The organism is Hydrogenophaga pseudoflava (assembly GCF_004353865.1).
In the GTDB taxonomy this organism is placed as follows: Bacteria; Pseudomonadota; Gammaproteobacteria; order Burkholderiales; family Burkholderiaceae_C; genus Hydrogenophaga; species Hydrogenophaga pseudoflava.
On record NZ_CP037867.1, the window covers coordinates 2,593,714 to 2,611,953 of the forward strand.

An 18,240-nucleotide genomic window follows, 5' to 3' on the forward strand; every position below is an offset into this window, starting at 1 on the left:
AGGAGATCACCATGAAGATCCAGATCCGCTTCAACGAGGAAGGCGCACTGCGCAACCAGCGCTATGCCTTCACGGACCGGTTCACACTGGTCACCGAACTGCTGCAGAACGCCCGCCGCGCCGGCGCGCGCCACATCAGCGTTGAGCACCTCCCTGAGGAACAGGTGCTGCGCGTCGTCGATGATGGCCAGGGCGTGGGGGATTTCCAGAAGCTGCTGAGCTTTCACGAATCCGGCTGGGACGAGGGCCTCGCCGACCGGGAGCATCCCTTCGGCGTCGGCTTCACGAAGTGCCTCTATGCATCATCGCGCATCGTGGTGGTGTCTGGCCGCCAGCAAGTGGACATTGATACCGCCGCCGCGCTGCGGAGAGAGTCCTTCGACGTCACCACCACGCGGCGCGCCGTGAACGGCACGGCCATCGAACTGCATGGCGTCGAGATCATCGATCTCGCGAAGCAGATGGAGACACTGTGCGAGGGCTTCCCGGTCGACGTGGTGTTCAACGGCACTCCGATGGCGCGCCGCTATGCCGAAGACAACATCGCACTGAGCCCCACGCCGATTGGCGCGGTCCATGTCAGCGGCAACCGCGACGGCAAGGCCACCTATGCCACGCTGGTGTTCCTTCAGGGCTTTTGCGTTCATCGGCCTCCCTACTTCCAGGACGGCGCCGTGAATGTCGTTCACCTCGACCCGCAGCAGTTCATGGCCAGACTCCCCGATCGGGAGCAATTGATCGACGCCGATCAGCAGCTCAAGCGGATCGATGCCCAGGTCAAGCAGTCCTGGCGCAGCATCCTCGAGGTGGCGAAGACCCAGCTCGGGCCACAGGACTTCGTCGCAACCTACTTCGACGCGATGCTCCAGTGGCAGCATCAGGATCTGCTCAATGACATGGACGAGCTGCCCGCCGCGCTGTTCCAGCGCATCTCGGGCTACCCCATCCAGACCCACTATGGAGAGCAGGACTATCTTGAGCCTACCGCTGCGGCACCCACCCGCGCGGACATCGAGTCCGGTCAGGTCACGCTGGTGTCGATCGGCGCGGTCAGCGAAGAAAACGCCGCGCACTGGATGCTGGCCCGGCAAAAGCAGTGGCTGCTCGCAGAAGCTTACCGCCTGCACAGTGGCCACTGGCTCCATCCGCATGTCCATTACCCGGACTTGGAAAAGGCCGTGGTCGAACCGCAAGGTGAAACCGCGCGCATCACGTTGGAGGGCCGCTGGGTCTGGCCACAGGTCGTCCTCTGCGAATCGGTCCATATCCGCATCGGTGGACACGAGGCCATACTCGCGGATGACGGGGTATGCCACGACGGCAACCTCCTGATGCCCGCCAACGAAGTCTCGGGTGAAGCCATACGGCAGTTGTCCGACTACGTCGATGGAAACGATCAGTACCGCGAAGACGAAGCCGAGGCCGATTGCACGGCGCTGGCCGACCTGATCCGCAGGCTGCGGTCGACCGACCCGGTCGCCACACTCAGCTCGCTGCTATCCGAGCTCGGTCTCGGCAAGTACGCGCTGCTGCACGGCCGGCGCTTCGAAGTCACGGTCGGCGTCGGCACCATGCCGGGATGCTCGGTGGAGTTGGTCTGCGCAGAAGAGGCGCTCGCATCCAGCGGAAACGGCCATGCAGAACGCTGAATACGCTGCCCGTGTGGAGGACGTGAAGCGGCACGCTCACGGCCGTTGGACGGAGATCTTGGGAGCCCTGGGCCTGGACGAGCGCATGCTCAAGCGCAAGCCCATGCCCTGCCCCGTCTGCAAGGATGGCGTGGACCGTTTCCAGTACACCGACAAGTTCGGCGAAGGGAACTACCACTGCCGCAAGTGCGGACCGGGCGGCGGCTTCAAGCTGCTGCAGGCCTGCAGGGGCATGGACTTCCACACCGCGCTGTGTGCCGTCGAGAAGCTGGTCGGCGTGCTGCCTCCTGCGGCACCTGCTGGCGAAGCCGCGCCGGACCGCATGAAGAAGCTGGTGCAGCGCATCTGGAATGAAGCCCGTCCGGTGGCGCTGGGCGACGAGGTGGACCGCTACCTGCGCGGCCGCGGACTGGCCTTGAGCCAGTACCCCGACTCGCTGCGGTTTCACCCGGCCCTGGGCTACTACCAGAAGGAAGGCGCGGCCAAGGCCCGCAAGGTGGCCGAATACCCGGCCATGCTGGCCAGCGTGCGGGATGCCCAGAGCGCGGTGACGCTGCACCGGACCTACCTGAACGCAGGCCGCAAGCTGGATGCACCCGATGCGAAGAAGGTGCTCTGCAGTGGTTTCGTCGGGGCAGCGGTCCAACTGGCCGAGGCGACGGAGGAACTTGCCGTGTGCGAAGGCATAGAGACAGCGATTGCGGTCTTCCTGGCCACAGGCAAGCCCGTGTGGAGCGCCCTGAGCGCCGGCAATCTCGAAAAGCTCTGGATTCCGGAGACCGTCAAGCGCCTGTGCATCTACGGCGACAACGATGCCGACGGCGATTTCACGGGACAGGCCAGCGCCTACGCGCTGGCGCGCCGGGTGAAGCGCGAGGAGGCACAAAGCGGCCCGAGAACGGTCCAGGTGTTCCTGCCCAAGCTGGCAGGAACCGATTGGGCTGACGTGTGGCTGCAGCGCCAGGAATCCTCGGTGCTGCGCGCCGCGTGATGTTGGTTTCGGGGGTGGGTTCGCTCACTCCCGGGCCCTTTCAGTGCAGGTTCGAGGTGTTCGCTCTGCGCCTGTACCGAAAAGGTTTCTCCCTCTGGTCGCTGCCAGACCAGGCCGTTCACGACACCCATCGTGCGGCGAAGGCAGCCTTGGAGTTTTTCGCGCAATTCGATTGCGCATCGTGGATCGGTTTGCACCGGTCCTTCATCAGCCCATGCGGGGATGTATCCCCGTCGGGGCTCTGCCGTCCCCGCTTTTTCTGTTCCCCAAAAGGAGATTCTCATGAGAAGCGGACGTACCCTGGTCAGCCTGGCCCATGAACTGCAGCGCCAGCTTGATACCAAGAAGGATCTGGTGGTGCCCTCGCCGCTGGTGCGCCACAGCACCAGCGAGGACGGCGGCACCACCCTCGTCATCGAAGAGGCCGGTGGGCCCGCGAGCTACGGCGTCACGCCGCTGGCCCGGCGCCAGCTTGCCGACAAACTGAGCATCCCGTATGCCTATTTCGAGCGCATGCGCGAGAACCAGCCCGTGCTGCTGGACCGCAATGTGAACACCTGGCTGCAAAGCGAAGGCGACCGCCGTCTGCTGCGCACGCTCGATGGCCGCGTGCGCGCTGTGCTGTCCGACCGCTATCGCCGTCTGGACAACTACGACCTGGCCGAGCATGTCCTGCCCATCCTGCAGGGTCTGCCCGAGCTCAGATTCGAGTCTGTAGAGCTGACCGAGACGCGGATGTACCTCAAGTGCGTCACGCCGCAGCTCAAATTCGAGATGGCGCCCGGCGACATCGTGCAGGCCGGGATCGCCATCTCGAACTCCGAGGTTGGCCAGGGGACGCTGTCGGTGCAGCCGCTGCTGTTCCGCCTGGTGTGCCGCAATGGCCTGATCGTCGCCGACCGGGCGCTGCGCAAAACCCACGTCGGCCGCGCGCTCGCCCAGGAGGATGAAGGTGTGACGGTCTACCAAGACGATACCTTGCAGGCCGACGACAAGGCCTTCTTCCTGAAGGTGCGCGACGTCGTGCAAGCCGCCGTATCGGACGTGACGTTCCGGCAAGCGGCGGTGAAGATGCAAAAGACCATGGGCATCAAACTGACTGGCGATCCGGTGCAAAGCGTGGAAGTGCTGGCCCAGCGTTACACGCTGAACGATACCGAACGCTCGGGCGTGCTGCGCCACCTGGTTGCAGGAGGCGATCTGTCGGGCTATGGCCTGGTCAACGCGGTGACCCACTTCAGCCAGGAGGTCGAGGACTACGACCGGGCGACCGAGTTCGAGGCATTGGGCGGCAAGCTCATCGAGCTGACGGCCGCCGAATGGAAGCCGCTCGCCGAAGCGGCATGAACCGCGTGCGCGGCCCATAGACGAAACCGTGGCGGGAGGGGATGCCCCCTTCCGCCCGTTTTCACGCGCCTGTGCATGCCGGCGTCAGGAGAACACCTTCACGCTGATCGCGCTGCGCACCTTGCCCAGGATTTTCACGCGGCGCCTTGCGGCCGCTGTTGTCCCTGTCCACTCGTAGTCCTGGTAGGCCTTGTTGTCGCACTTGAGCACGATGCTCCGGTCCATGCGCCGTTCCACCCGCCGGATGTACAGACTGCCGTTGCAGTTGAACGCATAGATTCCGTTGCCAGCCAGTTGCGTCACGGCTGAATCGACGAAGACCAGATCACCCGCCTTCAGATGGGGAGCCATTTCGTCCCCAGGCACCTGCATTGGAATGCCCAGTTGGCCATGGTGGGCCAGAGAATCGGTGATGGCCTGGATGCAGTTGGCCACCTCGATGAGCTGGGCGCAGTGGGCCTCATCGTCAGCGAGTGGTCGCAGCGCGCCGATGATCTCGTCCGCACTGCAGCCCAGGCCCGCGCACAGCCGGGCGAACGATTCCAGATCCGGCAAACCAGGCTCGCTGGCATCGAACCATCGACGCACGCTCTGGGCCGCGCGCTGCGTGATCCCGGCCACATGCGAAACCGTCTTGTCGGCGGGAATGCCCATGGCGACCAGCCTGGCCTGCAGGCGGTCACGCACACCAGGAATCAGGTCGAGATCCCCATCAAGAGATGCTGCAAAGGAACGCCCTGCGCGGCTCACTGCACGGCTGTCCTCCAGCCTTCCACGCCGATCCACTGGCAAGCGTGGCACCACGCGGCTCGACGACGTTGTCTTGGCAGTCACATGACCTCCCGCCGAAAAAAACAAAAGCGCGTGTTTTACCGCTACTTTTGTTACCGGATGTGGCCGACTTCGGAAACGACCGCCAACCCCTGCTCTTTACGGTGGCGAATTCAGCCAGCCCTCGAGAAAGCAGCAATTGATGCGCACCAGTTCATGGTCGACAGCATATGCTGACTATGACCTTACCACCACCTCATCCCCGAATCGAGTACCCGTGAAACATTGTTGACACTCCCCTCCAGAGGGGCATCGAGGAACGATCATGTGCCACCTGCTTCTATCCGATGTGCAATCCACCAACCTTCAATTCCTCTATGCCATCCTCGTCGGCACGGAGCGCGACATGGTGGAGACCTGCCGCAAATTCAACCTGCATGCGGCCCAGGCCGAACGCCTGCGCACCCTGACACCTGCCGGGGTCTGGAGCCTGGTGCATGCGGTCGGCCAGACCTCCCTGTTCGTTCCGCGGGCCGATCTTGTCGCGCTGATCGACTCGCCGCCGGCGCTTGCGGGCACCTTGGCCGCCGCGCGTCCGCCCCGCCCAGCGCCGCCCATGCAGATTCAGGTGTCCCGATAGATGCCGGGCACCAAGATCAGCCAGCGCATGCGGGCGCTGCAACTGGCCCGCGATTGCGCGGCATTGGGCGCACGCATCCGGACGATCCACCATCTCACTGGGCTGCGACCGCGCGAGTTGCTGCACCTGCTGTTCAATTCGCATACCATGCCGCCCTGTGGCAGGGCCCCGAATTCCCGCGAGTGGTACCACCGCGCGAACCTCGTGCAGCGGATCGAGGCGTCCATCGTCATCGCCAACTTCCGGCGCATGCGCCATCTGGGTTTTCCGGCGCCTGAAGCTCTGGTTGGCGCGTACCGCTATTACCAGTCGATGTACCGGCCCCCGCCTCGCATCAGCTTTGACCGGGCATTCGATCTCGCGGCGCATACCGAGGGCTTGTGGATCGCCAAGGCCCCCAACTTCCGCCTGGCATCGTGTTCCCGCTGTGACAGCGAGTTCCTGGACACATTCGCAGGCGCCGACACATCCGCACGACCCTGCCCTTTCTGCCAGTTGCTCGATCGGCACGCCCGCGATCCGCGCCTCACCGCATCCTTCGCCGAACCGCCAACGGCTTCAGAGGAGTTGATCGCACACCTGATGCCCGTGCTTGGCGCGGTCACGGATGCCAATGGCGAAACCCCCTCCAATTCGTCTTCATTGCCGCCAGCCGAAACCTAGCCCTTCCTGAACAATGAATCTTCATGGCCCCGCGCGGGCATGGAGATTCTTCGATGGCTCCCGGCACCTCATCGTCCACCACCGGCGTACAACCGTTCGCATCCTCGGATCCCGGCTTCGAAGCACTGCCCTTGGCCGCGGTCATCGCGGGACACCAGGCGCTTCTGGGCCGGATCAAGCTGTGCTTCGGCGCGGATCGCGCCACCTTCGAGCGCGAGCTGATGCCATTGGTTCAGGGCTATGCGCGTTTCGTGCACTTGCTTCCCGCCACCGCCGACAACTATTTCCACACGCCCGGCGGTCTGCTGCAGCTCGGGCTGGAGACGGCATTCTTCAGCCTGCAGGGCACGGACGCACACATCTTCTCCGGCCGTGCGACGATCTCCGAGCGCCGTGAACTGGAGCCGCGCTGGCGCATCGCGACCTTCATAGGCGGACTGTGCTGCGAACTGCACCGGACGCTGACCCACCTCATCGTGACCACTGCGGACGGCGAGGAGTGGCCGGCATTCCTGGGAGGTCTGGCGCCGTGGCTGGAGCAGCGAGCAGCCGATCGCTACTTCGTGCGCTGGCGCGCCAATGCGCGAGAGTCCCGGGGCGTGGGCCTGTTCGCCCTGGCCCACGTCGTCCCGGCAGAAGTGCTGCAAATGCTGGGAGATGGCAATTCCCTGGTGGTGCCGCAGCTGTTGGCCAGCATCGCGGGTCTCCCCCAGTACCGCGAGCACAACGTTCTGGACGAACTCGTGCGCCGGTCGATGGCACTGGTCATCGACCGTAACCTGCTGGCAAGCGCCGACCGTTACGGCAAGCCCCAGTATGGCTCTCACCTTGAGCGCTATCTCGTGGACGCGCTACGACGCCTCGCCGCCGGCCATTCCACGTGGACGCCGAACCGCGACAAGAGCCGTGTCTGGCTGGGGCCGGAGGGGTTGTTCCTGGTCTGGCCGGGGGCTGCGGAGGATGCGTTGTCGCTGCTGGAAAGCGACCAATTGGTCGGTATCCCGAAATCGCCCCATACCCTGCTGGAGTTGCTGCTAGAGGCGAAGGTATTCGTGGCGGCCGGCGTCGGCCGCGAAACCTGGGACATCCAGCCGCCGGGAACGAAGACGTCGATCGAAGCGGTGAAGCTCGCCAATCCGTCTATCTTGCTGGCGGGCCTTGAGCCACAGCCCACCGCCCTGACAGCAAACCTCCTCGCTGCGCCTTCACCACCAACGAAGCCACCTGCTCAGGCTGCCAACGCGAAGCCCGCAGTCGCTGGAGATTCGCCCGCAGCCATGACGAGCGTGTCGTCACCTCCAACCACGCCCCCACCCGACGTATCCGCGGCAGCCGCACCAACAGAACAGCTGTCGCTGCTGGATGCCACCGGCAATACCGATGCGCCCGAAACTGCGCCGCAAGAAGCCGCTGCCGTGGTTGAAGCACCGGCTTCAGTCCCTTCGAGGGCGGAGCCAACCGCCATATGCCTGCAAGCCCCTATGCGCCTGAACCCTGCCGTGCGCAAAGCCCTGGCCGAAATCGTGGCGACCCTCAATGACGGTGCCTCTGCGTCGGATATCTCCACGGTGGCCGAGGGCGTCTTTGTGCCGCTGGCTGATTTCGAACAGCGCGGCATACAGCCCAGCATCGCGATCCGCGCGCTGGACGATACGCGGATGATCCGGCGCCTGCACCCAGACGGCCCGCCAACGGTTTCGCGCCAGATCGGCGGCACCACCGTGGTAGGCGTGATCCTGGCGTCCGCGCACGTCGAAGGCCTGGATCCTGCGGCCTTCGGCCTCGCTGCCGAAGGAGACGCGGTCACCCCTTCCGACACTACCGCCGCACAGCAGCGAGGCCGCTGACATGCTGGTGCGCAGTTACGAAATGCCCTGGCGCCGCGCCTTCGAGGCCCATTCGGGGCTGGTGTGGCTGGCCGCCTCGCTCTACTTCGCAACCATTGCGCTTGCCGGCCCATTGCCTGTCCTTCCTTCACTCGGACTGGCTGCCGCCTGCCTGCTGATGGCGTGCCGACGAATGGCCCAGGCGGTACGGATACTGCGGCTGCGCGGATCCCTCGGCGGGCGCCGCATCCAGGTGCTGAGCGCGCAGGAGCTGGGGCGACTGTGCACCGATCCGGCCCAGGTGTTCCTGGGCTTCGGCTTCGAGTGGAGGCCCGTGCATGCGCAGCGCCTCTACGAACTCTCCAAGGTGGACTACCGCGAGTTCAAAGTGCCCGAGTGGCTGCAGCATGCCATGGGGCAAGGTGGCACCGCACAGCCCGATGCCGAGATCGGCCTGCCCTACATCCACGGGGTAGAGCCGACCGAACATGCGCTGCGCCGGCCGTTGCAGAACTTCGAGGGCGGCACGCTCCTGGTCGGCACCACGCAGTCGGGCAAGGGCGTGGCGCTGGCCAACCTGATCACCCAGGCCGTGCGCCGCGGCGACGTCGTGATCGTGATCGACCCCAAGAACAGCCGCCGCCTCAAACGGGTCGTCGAGCGGGCCTGCGAGGACTACCGCGAGGCGGACACCTTCATGGAGTTCCACCCCGCCTTTCCGGAGCGCGGCGTCCGCCTGGACTTCACGTTCAACTGGCAGAAGCCCACCGAGATCGCATCGCGCATCCAGTCCATCATGCCGCCCGACACGGCCGGTGCGTTCACGGCCTTCGGCTGGGACGCCGTCAACGTGGTGGTGCAGGGCCTGGTCGAACTGGAGGAGCGGCCGAATCTCATCAAGCTCACGAAGTACATCGAGGGCGGCATCGAGCCGGTGCTGGAAGCCTCGCTGCGACGCTTCTACGAGCAGTTGCTGGGCCATAGCTGGCGCGACCAGCCCGAGATGCGCAAGCTGCTGCACGATGCGCACCGGGGGAACATGCGCAGGCCCTCCGAGGCGGCGAGCGCCGACCTGATGGGCTTCGTCGCCTACTACGAGCACCACGTCGCGCAGAACCAGCGCAACAAGGTGCTCGATGCCCAGGTGCGCACGTTCCGACACAACCGGGAGCACTACCAGAAGATCACGGCGAATCTGTTGCCGATCCTCTCGATGCTGACCTCGGGCGACTTGGGCCGCAGCTTGTCGCCCGATCCCTTCGATGCCGACGATCCGCGCCCGATCATGAACTTCGAGAAGATCGAACGCGGCGACCATGTGCTCTACATGTGCCTGGATTCGCTGCCCGATCCGTCGGTCGCATCAGCCATCGGTGCCCTGGCCCTGGCCGACCAGGCCGCCCGGGCCGGCATGCGCTACAACCTTGGCACCTACCGGCGCATCTCGCTGTTCGTGGACGAGGTCAGCAACGTCATCAACCAGCCGCTGATCGAGATTCTGAACAAGGGCGCCGAGGGCGGCATCTTCGCGACCTGCGCCATGCAGACCCTGGCCGACCTGGCGCGGCGCCTGGGCAGCGAGGATGCCGCCCGCATGGCGCTGGGCAACCTGAACAACCTGATCGCGCTGCGCACCAAGGATCGGCCCACGCAGGACTTCGTGGTCGAGACCTTTGGCAAGACGGCGATCCACACGGTACGCGTGGGCCTGAGCCACGGGGCCGACACGCATATCGGGGACTTCTCGTCGAGCTATTCGACCCAGCTCACCGAGAGCTTCGAGGAGGTGGTGCCGGCGGATATTCTGGGCAAGCTGCCGAACCTGCAGTACTTCGCGTCGGTATCGGGCGGCCGCATCATCAAGGGCCGCTTTCCGATCATCAATCCGGATGCGGACGCACAGCCACGGGGAGCGGCCGCATGATCCGGGCCGTCGCCGTCATCTCCCTCGTTCTGCTGCTCATACTGGTGCTGTACGTGCCTGCCGTGCATCCGCCCGAGCGCTTCCTGGAGCAAATGCGCAGCGAGCACCAGGTGGCTGTTGAATTCTGGGGAGCGGAACCCGCCTACCGGATGCTCGATCGCGCCATACGCCTGCAGTCCAATGCCGCCGAAGCCAGTCCTCTTCCGGCGCTGAGGGACATGCCCAAGAGCCACGGCACCAACCAAGCGGTCGCCTCCGAGATGAGATCAGTCAATCAGCGCCTGTTCAACAACGCCTACTTTCGCTCGGTCGATGCGCTGCTGATGCTCGCGAGCTATCGCCTGTCCGGTTTGCTGGAATGGCTGCCTTGGCTGATCCCCCTGGTGCTGGCCGCCAGCACTGACGGCTTCTTGCTGCGCATTGTTCGGTCGAAGGAGTTTTTGCTGCACGATCCGGAGATGTTCGCCGTGTGGTGCTCACTTCTGATCATCACCGGCTGCGCGACGGTGGTCGCATTCGTGCTGCCTGTCCAGTTGCATCCAGCCATGCTGGCCGCTTCGCCCATTGCAATGACCGTGCTGCTGGGCCGCGCGATCACGCATTTTCATCGGCGCGCATGACCGAGCCATTGCCCGCTACAACACGGCCTCCGCCATCAGTTCGGTCATGCTCATCTCCATCGCTTTCGCGATGCGAGCGATCGAGACGATCCCGGGATTCTGGCCGCCGCGTTCGATGCTGCTCATGTAGGAACGATCAATGGCACTTCGGTGTGCGAGTTCTTCTTGAGAGATGCCTCGCGCGCGCCGGCTGCGGCGAATGGCACCGCCCAGTGCGATGAGCACCGGGTCGTTGGCGTGCCGAGGCGAGGTAATGGGCATCCCCGCATGGTGGGGATATGATGCCAATCACACCACGGACGATCTTCCACATAGCCGACCAGTGGGAGAGCGTGCGACCGGTGTTGTGTCCGTCAATGCTGGACTGTTCCCGCTAACTCTGGACTCGTCTCGCATTGACGCATTGCATCATCTCTGTCGAGGGCACGACCATGAACACAGCCTGCATCGATCGCCTCCGGGAGTTGGCGGAATCCATCACCGCTCTCTCATTATCCCATTTGCAGCCAGCCACACGTGCCAAGCTGTACCGGAATGACCTGTCGGTGAATGCCTATCCCACCGAGTTTGGAGGACTGGTCTACGTCGGTTCACCACCACACCGCATTCCCGTCGAGACTGATCTGGCACTTATCGCGGGACTCTCGGCCCATGCTGGCATTGAATGGCTATTTTTCGACGCCGAGGGGCCGGTCGTTAACGGGCTGCCCGTGTTCGACACTCACCAGTCCACTCCCTGACGCCAATCAGAGTGGAAATCGCTGAGTCCTCAAGCAGTCTCGCCTCTCGCGTTCTCTATGGCATGGACACCAAAGCAGGCTGATTGCGAAACACCCCTGAGTTGAGCTTCATTTCCGGGTGACTTGCATTCAGCCCTCTCCTATTCTCTGTCCATGCGCTGACGCGCGTGTTCAATGAACTCCAGGACACGAGGACCCATGCCATGCTGATTGCCATGCCGAACACCAGCCCCGCAAGCCAGCCCCCCGAAGGAACTGCCGGCACCAGCGACGTGGTCGAGACGCGGCTCTGGCTGGAGGAGCACCACTGGCTCTATGCCCTTCTGCGCAGCGAGAGCAATGTCGCTCCCACGTTCCGCATTCCGGATCTGATGAGTGCCTGCGTGGCTCTCGTCTTCGGCAATGAAGATGCCGCGGAACGCATCTTTGGCTTTCTCGGGACCGCGCTGGTCATGCGCTCGCCTACCACGCCACGCCGGCGCGAGTCCTTGTGGCGCCCCCAGTTCGAGCTGCTCCACGATCTGCAATGCTCGCCTGCCAACAGGCATCCCAACCCCAAGTTCCAGCTCGACCAGTTGACCACCGCCTGCGTGGCGCTGTGCCAACTGCAGGATGACTCGGGCGCAGCCGTGCTCGTCCAGGCACGCCGCAACATGGTCGAGCGGCACTTGACCCACCTCGGGCCGCGGCACCAGCGATGACCGTGCGGCATGGCGCCGCTCACCCGCATTGACCCTCCGGGCCCCCGCCCGGCTTACCCGCCAAGACCTTGACCGGCACGCCGGCCCTCACCCCGTGCCCGCGCCGCAGCGGGCTTGTCATGAACCACTGGGGGGTGTTCGATGCGCTTGCTTGCCGTTTTCATGATGGCGATGCTGCCGACCGCTTCAGCCTTGGCCACGTGCTGGGACACGGCGGCGCAACGCTACGGCATTGCGCCAGAGTTGCTCTACGCCGTCGCCCGTACCGAGTCGAGCCTGAATCCGCGCGCGGTGAACCGCGCGCACGAGAAGCGCACGGGCAGCTACGACATCGGCCTGATGCAGATCAACAGCCGGCACCTGCCCCGGCTGGCTGGCTTCGGCATACGCGAAGCTGATCTGTACGACCCCTGCGTGAACCTGCAGGTGGGGGCGTGGCTGATGGCTGACAGCTTCGCGCGGCACGGCGTCAGCTGGAACGCCGTGGGCGCCTACAACGCAGCGTGCACCCAGCTCAAAGGGGCCGCCTGCACACAGGCCAGAGCCACCTATGCATGGAAGGTGTACCGGCATCTGCCGTCAGCGCGTGGTGTGGATCAGGGTACACGGCAGAAGGCCACCGCCGTCGTGGCGCAAGGCCAGGGCCTGCGCGTGAGGGTTTCGCCATGAGGTGCTTGACACCTGCGGCGCTGTACCACCGCTGCGCGCTGTGCGCGTGCCTGGCCATCTCGGCGTGCACCACGGCGCCGCCCAGCGCCATCGAGCCGCCCGCAGCGATGGCCACCAAGGCTTGGGCACGGCTGGCCCAGCACGGACATGGAGCGCAAGCCGCGTTCGCACTGTGCCGTGGCGACGCCTGTCCCCAACCCACGACCAAGACCTTGAACGCAGCACCAAGGGTCATCGCCCCGGTAGTGCCGGATCCCGTAGCCGATGCCCCGGTTCCGCTCATCGAATCGATGGGACCCGGCGAGCAGGTGGAGGAGCAGACCCATCAGGCAACGCCCATCACCGAGGGGCCGCCTGGCACGGAAACGCCACCGGCGGCGCCACAGCACGGTAGGTCACTCCCCGACCAAGAACGCTAACGAACACCCGACCGGGCCTTGGCCCCACCTCGCCACTGAGCAGACCGAACCGCACCACCCGATCGACACCCGTCTTTTCCTATTCCGGAGATTCGTCATGAGCACTGCCATCCTGTCCACTCCCACCACAGCCTCGCGGCGCGCCCCCGCGCGCAGGGTCCTCGGTTTTCTCTGTCTGGTCACGCTGGCCCTGGCCGGCCTGGCGCTGGCGTTCCCGAGCCATGCGCTGGATCTCGTCGCCTTCACGGGCATCACCGGCCCGCTCACGTCGGCCCTGACGCAGATCGCCGAACTGGGACCGGGCATCAAGGCTCTCGTGGGTTTTGTCGGCTTCGTGGTGGCGCTGATCTCGCTGTCCGCGCTGCGCAATTTCGGGCCCGTGCTGTTCTACGTGGGCCTGGCCATCTTCGCCGCCGTGGGCCTCGTGATCGCAGGCGCGATCATGGGCGCGGTCGTCTGAGCCCCCGCGCATCGCCCTCCCGGAGGCCCACATGCAAGCGGACACCTATATCCCGCGGCGCCTGGACGACCAGTGGAAGATCGGCTTCTGGGACGTCGACGTTGCCGCGCCCATCGTTCTCGCCTTCTTCATCGGCTATCTGTCGGCGAGCAAGGCCGCGTTCGCGGTCTGCATGGCCGCCGGCATCGCCGTCTCGCGCTGGATCTCGCGGCTGAAGGCGGACAAGCATCCCTCTTTCGCACTGCACTGGCTCTACTGGCACCTACCGGTGAACCCCGCCACGGCCATGCGCGTCACGCCGCCCTCGCACATCCGCCGCATGGTCGGCTGAACCGGAGCACCGCCATGGACTTCGACCGGCTCAGCGGCGACCTCAAGGACATGCGCCGGCGCAACCGGGGCCTGGGGCTGGCCGTCGGCGCCCTGGCCGCCGGCCTGCTGCTCGCGCTCGCCATCATCATCAACCTGCTGGGCACGGTGCGCACCGTCGTCGTGCCGCCCTCGCTCAGCAAGAGCTTCTGGGTCACCAGCGACCGCGCCTCCAGCGAGTACCTCGAGCAGATGGGCAGCTTCGTCGCCTGGCTGATCCTGGACGTGACGCCTTCCACCATCGACTGGAAGAAGGACATCCTGCTGGGCTACGTCGACCCCGCCCAGTACGGCCCGCTCAAGACGCGCCAGGAGGTCGAGGCCGAGCGACTCAAGCGCATCAACGCGGCCACCGCCTTCGCGCCCCAGCAGCTCGTCGCCAGCGAGGACACCCAGTCGCTCGTCGTGCGCGGCAGGCTACGCACCCTGGTCAACGGCTACGAGACGGCCAACGACCTCAAGGCCTACCGCATCGAGTTCGGCTTTGCCGGCGCTCGCATGCATGTCATTGGATTCAAGGAGGTGCCCTATGCGGTCAAGTGACAGCACGCTCACACGGCCCTGGCCTGCGTATTTCCCGCGCACGCTCTCGCGCACTTTGGCCCTGCAGGGATCAGCCGGAAGCCGCATGGCCTTGCCGCCCACTTCCCGCAGCAATCCGTCGCACCAGCGCTGGCGCCGATTGCCGCCGGCCGCGCGCAAGGTGCTCGCCGTCACCGCCCTGTCCCTCGGCCTGCACGCCCACGCGCTGCAGGTCGTGGAGGCCAGCGACGGGGTGGCGGTCGAGGCCATCGTCTCCCTCAAGGAGCCCACACGCATCCGCATCGAGGGCGCGGCGATCACCGACGTGTTCGGCAACATCCATTCCAGCCATTGCGGCGGTGCCGCGCCGGCCATCTCTGCCGCACCCAACACCCCGTCAAGCACGCCCGGCCTTGCCAGCCCGGCATCGCTCACCTCCTCCTCGGTCAACCCGGCCGGGAACGTCATCGTCGAATGCGACCGCGACAAGGGGGAGGTCTACATCCGGCCCGTCGGCGATGCGCTGCGGCCGATCAACCTGTTCGTGTCGTCGGGCACGGCCACCTACACGCTGCTGCTGCGCCGTTCGGACACCCCGGCCGACACCATCGTCATCCGGGACAAGACGCCCGTGGCGCTGCGTTCCGGCGCACCCGAGGCGGCGCCCTCCGGCCCTGCACCCAGCCATGTGCGCGCGATGAAGGGCCTCCTGGTGGCCATGTCCTCGGACCGGGTGCCCGCCGACGTGCGCGTCGAGGAAGCCTTCAAGCCCATCCAGCTCTGGGCGGAAGCGCGCTTCACGTTGATGCGCCGCTACGAAGGCCGCGGCTACGTCGGCGAAAAGTACGCCCTGCAGAACGTGAGCCTGGCTCCCATGGTGCTGGCCGAGCAGGAGTTCGACCGTCCGGACAGCCGTTCCGGCGGGGAGATCACCGGCATCGCGATCGAGCACCACAACTTGCGGCCCGGCGAGACCACCAGCGTCTATGTGATCCGGCGAGGAGGTTCACGATGAGCACTCCTTCCATGCCTTCGGGGCCGTCCGGAACCGGACGGCCATCCAGCCATGCCGTGCGCGGCTGGCTGGAGCGGCTGTCGCCGCGCCAGCGCCAGTACGCGCTGCTGACCACCATCCTGGGCGGCGGGATCGGCCTGCTGTGGATGATCTTCAGCTTCGCGGGAAGCGATGCCAAGCCGCACGGCGGCCGCGCGGCACAGACCCAGCCCGGCGACGTCACCAACATCGGCGTGATGCCGCCGGGGGGCCAGGTCAATCCGGTGGACCAGTGGGTCGGCACCGCGGGGCGCAAGCTGGCCCAGTACGAGACCGAGCGCGAGGCACAGAGCCGGGTCAACAAGGACCGCGAGGCCTTCGAGAACAAGACCCTGCAGCGCTTCGCGGAACTGGAAAAGCGGCTGACCAGCACCCAGCAGGCCGCCGCATCGCCTCCTCCCGCGCCCACGCCAGCGCCGGCACCAGTGCCCGCACCGGCAGCCCCGACCACCATGCCGCCTGCGGCCGGCCTGCCGCCAGCGCCGCCCGCCCCGGGCACGGGCGCCATGCCCTCCGGCATGCCCACGTTCCAAGGCATGGCCGCAGCCACCCCGCCAGTGCCCGTGATCTCCCGCGTGACGCTCACTGAGCGCCCTCGCTCGTCCACCACGACCGGCGGCGACGGCCCCCACAGGGCCGAGGGAGGCGGCCAGGCATCGAACGCACCCAAGACGGTGTCCACCTTCCTGCCCGTGAGCTTCACGCGCGGCATTCTGCTGGGCGGCCTCGATGCGCCCACGGGCGGGCAGTCCCAGGCCAACCCGCATCCGGTGCTGATCCGCCTGTCGGACAACAGCGTGCTGCCCAACCAGTTCCGCGGCGAATACCGCGAGTGCTTTGTGGTCGCGGCGGGCTATGGCGACATCAGCTCCGAGCGCGCCTACCTGCGCACCGAGAACCTGTCCTGCGTGCGCGCCGACGGTGCCACGCTGGAAGTGCGCATCCAGGGTTCGGTCTACGGCGAGGACGGCAAGGTCGGCATGCGCGGGAGGCTGGTCACCAAGCAAGGCCAGATGCTGGCCAACGCGCTGCTGGCTGGCGTGGTCAGCGGCATCGGCCAGGGCTTGTCCACCGCCAATACCACCTACAGCAGCTCGCCGCTCGGGACCATGGCCAGCACCGACAGCAATGCCGATGCCTACCGAGCCGGCCTGGGCAGCGGCGTCGGCAAAGCACTGGACCGACTCGCCCAGTACTACATCAAGCTGGCCGAGAACACGTTCCCGGTCATCGAGGTGGACGCCGGCCGCCAGATCGACGTCGTGATCACCAAGGGCGTGCGCATCGACGTGCCGATGACCGCGTCCTCCCATTCCCTTGCCGAGCGCGGCCAGCGCCGCACCGCTTCCCCCGAAACCCGCTACCTGGAGACCACCGATGATGGCAACTACTGAATCCGCGCGCCGGAGTCACCGCTTCGCTTCGACAGTGCTCTGCGGTGTGCTGGCGGCTGCGGCGGCGACCGCCCAGGCCGCGTCTCCCGACGAGACCCGGCTGCTCGCCGCGCTGCGCAAAGCCCATCCGGGCACCGAGTTCACCGAGGTGTCGCGCACCGAAGTCTCGGGCCTCTACGAGGTCTGGATGAACGCCAACGTCGCCTATGTCGCGTCGGCGAATCCACGGTATTTCGTGTTCGGGCGGCTGTTCGACACCCAGGTCATGCGTGACATCACGGGCCCGAGGATCGCGCAGCGCGGGGGCCAGGATGCGCGGGCGCAGGCGGAAGCCGTCTCCGCCGCGCCGGTGCCAGTCGATCAGTTGCCGCTGGCCGATGCGATCAAGACGGTGCGCGGCAACGGCCAGCGCAAGCTCGCGGTGTTCAGCGACCCGAACTGCGTCTACTGCAAGCAGCTCGAACCGGAGCTCGCCGGCCTGGACAACGTCACCATCTACACCTTCCTCGTCCCATTCCAGGGCGAGGCCCGGCCGGTCGCCATCTGGTGCGCCGCCGACCGCGAGCGCGCCTGGCGCCAATGGATGCTGCAGGCCGATGCCAGCCTGCTGCAGCCCGGCGCGCAGTGCGAGCACCCGATCGCGCGCAACCTTGAGCTGGCGCGCCGGCTCCGCGTACAGGGCACGCCGACCATGATCTGGGGGGACGGCAGCCGCACCGACGGCTATGTCGGGCGCTCTGTGCTGGAAGCCAGGTTCGCGGAGGTCGGCAAGGTGGCCGTGGCCCAGCCGGTCAAGACGGAGAAGCGGCCATGAGCGCGCGCATCGCATGGATCGCGCGCAGGGCCTCTGCCGCCCTGCTGCTGCCGCTGGCCGGCTGCATTAACATGTCGGGCCTGAGCGGCAGCTCCAAATATTCATGCACCGCGCCGGAAGGCGTGGCCTGCGACTCGGTATCCGGCACCTACACCAACGCCCTGCACAACAACCTGCCCGGCCAACAGACGTCGGCCTCCCGCGGCGCCCCACAGGGCACTGCAGCGGAAACTATCGCATCACCGCCGGTGCGCCAGCCGATGGCCGGTGCGCCGCGCAGCATCGCCGACGGCAGCGCGGATGGCGCTCCGCCCCTGGCACTGCGCTCCCAGGCCCGCGTGCTGCGTCTGTGGACCAGGCCTTGGGAAGACGCCGACGGCGATCTCTGGGACCAGGGCTATGTCTATGTCCAGGTGGATGCAGGCCGCTGGCAGATCGACCATGTGCGCCAGCGCATTCGCGACCAGTACGCCCCGCTACGCCCGCCGCCAGCAGTTGCACCCGCCACACTGTCCAGTGGCGCGCCGGCAGTTGCCGGGTTCACCCCGTCCGAGTCTGACAGCGCCGCCCCTGCCGAGGGCGCCGTTCAGCGCCCCGCCCCATTCAGTGCCTTCCCCTCGCTCGCCCGTCCGCCGGCCGGCCTGGGGGCCCGTCCGCAGTGAGGCCG

20 protein-coding genes are annotated in these 18,240 nt (G+C 66.2%); 18 read left to right on the plus strand and 2 right to left on the minus strand.

Going from position 1 to position 18,240, the window contains the following annotated elements; translation table 11 throughout:
• The first annotated feature begins 11 nt into the window (after nt 1-11).
• The 3 genes from HPF_RS12490 (at nt 12) to HPF_RS12500 (ending at nt 3,987) form a co-directional block, all read left to right on the plus strand.
• The gene (locus HPF_RS12490; RefSeq protein WP_133156798.1) at nt 12-1,649 is read left to right on the plus strand and encodes an ATP-binding protein; all 1,638 of its coding nucleotides are present in this window, start codon (nt 12-14) and stop codon (nt 1,647-1,649) included.
• A complete protein-coding gene (locus tag HPF_RS12495; RefSeq protein ID WP_133156799.1) occupies nt 1,636-2,640 on the plus strand; it encodes a DUF7146 domain-containing protein in 1,005 nt (334 codons plus the stop codon). Before HPF_RS12490 ends, HPF_RS12495 begins: the two co-directional genes overlap by 14 nt.
• Nucleotides 2,641-2,922: 282 nt before the next feature.
• Entirely contained in the window at nt 2,923-3,987 is a 1,065-nt protein-coding gene (locus HPF_RS12500) for a DUF932 domain-containing protein (protein ID WP_060983776.1), read from the plus strand.
• Nucleotides 3,988-4,071: 84 nt separating this feature from the next.
• Here HPF_RS12500 and HPF_RS12505 read toward each other — a convergent pair whose 3' ends face one another.
• Nucleotides 4,072-4,821 carry a S24 family peptidase gene (locus HPF_RS12505; protein ID WP_243721571.1) on the minus strand — a complete coding sequence of 250 codons (750 nt, stop codon included), beginning with the start codon at nt 4,819-4,821 and terminating at the stop codon, nt 4,072-4,074.
• Nucleotides 4,822-5,083: 262 nt separating this feature from the next.
• On the opposite strand from HPF_RS12505, the gene HPF_RS12510 reads away from it, so the two are divergent.
• From HPF_RS12510 to HPF_RS12530, 5 genes are read left to right on the plus strand one after another with little or no spacing between them, the layout of a single operon-like run.
• Nucleotides 5,084-5,398 carry a hypothetical protein gene (locus HPF_RS12510; RefSeq protein ID WP_060983777.1) on the plus strand — a complete coding sequence of 105 codons (315 nt, stop codon included), beginning with the start codon at nt 5,084-5,086 and terminating at the stop codon, nt 5,396-5,398.
• Nucleotides 5,399-6,061: a FlhC family transcriptional regulator gene (locus tag HPF_RS12515; RefSeq protein ID WP_133156800.1), complete on the plus strand. Its 663-nt coding sequence runs from the start codon at nt 5,399-5,401 to the stop codon at nt 6,059-6,061.
• 53 nt (nt 6,062-6,114) lie between these two features.
• Nucleotides 6,115-7,908: a MobH family relaxase gene (gene mobH / locus HPF_RS12520; RefSeq protein WP_060983779.1), complete on the plus strand. Its 1,794-nt coding sequence runs from the start codon at nt 6,115-6,117 to the stop codon at nt 7,906-7,908.
• 1 nt (nt 7,909) lies between these two features.
• The gene (traD, locus tag HPF_RS12525) at nt 7,910-9,811 is read left to right on the plus strand and encodes a conjugative transfer system coupling protein TraD (RefSeq protein WP_060983780.1); all 1,902 of its coding nucleotides are present in this window, start codon (nt 7,910-7,912) and stop codon (nt 9,809-9,811) included.
• Entirely contained in the window at nt 9,808-10,431 is a 624-nt protein-coding gene (locus tag HPF_RS12530) for an IncC plasmid conjugative DNA transfer DtrJ family protein (protein WP_060983781.1), read from the plus strand. The genes traD and HPF_RS12530 overlap by 4 nt, the downstream gene beginning before the upstream one ends.
• A 15-nt stretch (nt 10,432-10,446) precedes the next feature.
• Here HPF_RS12530 and HPF_RS12535 read toward each other — a convergent pair whose 3' ends face one another.
• Nucleotides 10,447-10,692 (minus strand): helix-turn-helix domain-containing protein, encoded by a 246-nt coding sequence (locus tag HPF_RS12535; protein WP_133156801.1) that lies wholly within the window; start codon nt 10,690-10,692, stop codon nt 10,447-10,449.
• 170 nt (nt 10,693-10,862) lie between these two features.
• Here HPF_RS12535 and HPF_RS12540 point away from each other — a divergent pair, with 170 nt between their 5' ends.
• The 10 genes from HPF_RS12540 (at nt 10,863) to HPF_RS12585 (ending at nt 18,235) form a co-directional block, all read left to right on the plus strand.
• Entirely contained in the window at nt 10,863-11,171 is a 309-nt protein-coding gene (locus HPF_RS12540; protein ID WP_060983799.1) for a DUF5983 family protein, read from the plus strand.
• A 203-nt stretch (nt 11,172-11,374) separates the two neighbouring features.
• Complete coding sequence (locus tag HPF_RS12545; RefSeq protein WP_060983782.1) at nt 11,375-11,872, plus strand: hypothetical protein; 498 nt, start codon at nt 11,375-11,377, stop codon at nt 11,870-11,872.
• A gap of 141 nt (nt 11,873-12,013) precedes the next feature.
• Nucleotides 12,014-12,541, plus strand: coding sequence for a lytic transglycosylase domain-containing protein (locus HPF_RS12550; RefSeq protein WP_060983783.1), 528 nt, complete (start codon nt 12,014-12,016; stop codon nt 12,539-12,541).
• A gap of 516 nt (nt 12,542-13,057) precedes the next feature.
• Nucleotides 13,058-13,420 carry a hypothetical protein gene (locus HPF_RS12555; RefSeq protein ID WP_060983785.1) on the plus strand — a complete coding sequence of 121 codons (363 nt, stop codon included), beginning with the start codon at nt 13,058-13,060 and terminating at the stop codon, nt 13,418-13,420.
• Nucleotides 13,421-13,451: 31 nt separating this feature from the next.
• Nucleotides 13,452-13,751 carry a type IV conjugative transfer system protein TraL gene (traL, locus tag HPF_RS12560; protein WP_133156802.1) on the plus strand — a complete coding sequence of 100 codons (300 nt, stop codon included), beginning with the start codon at nt 13,452-13,454 and terminating at the stop codon, nt 13,749-13,751.
• A 14-nt stretch (nt 13,752-13,765) separates the two neighbouring features.
• A complete protein-coding gene (gene traE / locus HPF_RS12565) occupies nt 13,766-14,332 on the plus strand; it encodes a type IV conjugative transfer system protein TraE (RefSeq protein WP_133156803.1) in 567 nt (188 codons plus the stop codon).
• An 85-nt stretch (nt 14,333-14,417) separates the two neighbouring features.
• Complete coding sequence (locus HPF_RS12570) at nt 14,418-15,326, plus strand: type-F conjugative transfer system secretin TraK (protein WP_243721572.1); 909 nt, start codon at nt 14,418-14,420, stop codon at nt 15,324-15,326.
• Nucleotides 15,323-16,759, plus strand: coding sequence for a TraB/TrbI/VirB10 family type IV secretion system protein (locus tag HPF_RS12575; protein WP_060983787.1), 1,437 nt, complete (start codon nt 15,323-15,325; stop codon nt 16,757-16,759). Before HPF_RS12570 ends, HPF_RS12575 begins: the two co-directional genes overlap by 4 nt.
• The gene (locus tag HPF_RS12580) at nt 16,743-17,573 is read left to right on the plus strand and encodes a DsbC family protein (RefSeq protein ID WP_060983788.1); all 831 of its coding nucleotides are present in this window, start codon (nt 16,743-16,745) and stop codon (nt 17,571-17,573) included. The genes HPF_RS12575 and HPF_RS12580 overlap by 17 nt, the downstream gene beginning before the upstream one ends.
• Nucleotides 17,570-18,235 carry a TraV family lipoprotein gene (locus tag HPF_RS12585; RefSeq protein WP_133156805.1) on the plus strand — a complete coding sequence of 222 codons (666 nt, stop codon included), beginning with the start codon at nt 17,570-17,572 and terminating at the stop codon, nt 18,233-18,235. Before HPF_RS12580 ends, HPF_RS12585 begins: the two co-directional genes overlap by 4 nt.
• Nucleotides 18,236-18,240: the final 5 nt, after the last annotated feature.

Excerpts from the sequence above, each read along its gene's own strand:
- HPF_RS12490 (WP_133156798.1), top strand. The coding sequence starts at position 12 with ATGAAGATCCAGATCCGCTTCAACGAGGAAGGCGCACTGCGCAACCAG.
- HPF_RS12495 (WP_133156799.1), top strand. The coding sequence starts at position 1,636 with ATGCAGAACGCTGAATACGCTGCCCGTGTGGAGGACGTGAAGCGGCAC.
- HPF_RS12500 (WP_060983776.1), top strand. The coding sequence starts at position 2,923 with ATGAGAAGCGGACGTACCCTGGTCAGCCTGGCCCATGAACTGCAGCGC.
- HPF_RS12510 (WP_060983777.1), top strand. The coding sequence starts at position 5,084 with ATGTGCCACCTGCTTCTATCCGATGTGCAATCCACCAACCTTCAATTC.
- HPF_RS12515 (WP_133156800.1), top strand. The coding sequence starts at position 5,399 with ATGCCGGGCACCAAGATCAGCCAGCGCATGCGGGCGCTGCAACTGGCC.
- mobH (WP_060983779.1), top strand. The coding sequence starts at position 6,115 with ATGGCTCCCGGCACCTCATCGTCCACCACCGGCGTACAACCGTTCGCA.
- traD (WP_060983780.1), top strand. The coding sequence starts at position 7,910 with ATGCTGGTGCGCAGTTACGAAATGCCCTGGCGCCGCGCCTTCGAGGCC.
- HPF_RS12530 (WP_060983781.1), top strand. The coding sequence starts at position 9,808 with ATGATCCGGGCCGTCGCCGTCATCTCCCTCGTTCTGCTGCTCATACTG.
- HPF_RS12535 (WP_133156801.1), bottom strand. The coding sequence starts at position 10,692 with ATGCCCATTACCTCGCCTCGGCACGCCAACGACCCGGTGCTCATCGCA.
- HPF_RS12540 (WP_060983799.1), top strand. The coding sequence starts at position 10,863 with ATGAACACAGCCTGCATCGATCGCCTCCGGGAGTTGGCGGAATCCATC.
- HPF_RS12545 (WP_060983782.1), top strand. The coding sequence starts at position 11,375 with ATGCTGATTGCCATGCCGAACACCAGCCCCGCAAGCCAGCCCCCCGAA.
- HPF_RS12550 (WP_060983783.1), top strand. The coding sequence starts at position 12,014 with ATGCGCTTGCTTGCCGTTTTCATGATGGCGATGCTGCCGACCGCTTCA.
- HPF_RS12555 (WP_060983785.1), top strand. The coding sequence starts at position 13,058 with ATGAGCACTGCCATCCTGTCCACTCCCACCACAGCCTCGCGGCGCGCC.
- traL (WP_133156802.1), top strand. The coding sequence starts at position 13,452 with ATGCAAGCGGACACCTATATCCCGCGGCGCCTGGACGACCAGTGGAAG.
- traE (WP_133156803.1), top strand. The coding sequence starts at position 13,766 with ATGGACTTCGACCGGCTCAGCGGCGACCTCAAGGACATGCGCCGGCGC.
- HPF_RS12570 (WP_243721572.1), top strand. The coding sequence starts at position 14,418 with ATGGCCTTGCCGCCCACTTCCCGCAGCAATCCGTCGCACCAGCGCTGG.
- HPF_RS12575 (WP_060983787.1), top strand. The coding sequence starts at position 15,323 with ATGAGCACTCCTTCCATGCCTTCGGGGCCGTCCGGAACCGGACGGCCA.
- HPF_RS12580 (WP_060983788.1), top strand. The coding sequence starts at position 16,743 with ATGATGGCAACTACTGAATCCGCGCGCCGGAGTCACCGCTTCGCTTCG.
- HPF_RS12585 (WP_133156805.1), top strand. The coding sequence starts at position 17,570 with ATGAGCGCGCGCATCGCATGGATCGCGCGCAGGGCCTCTGCCGCCCTG.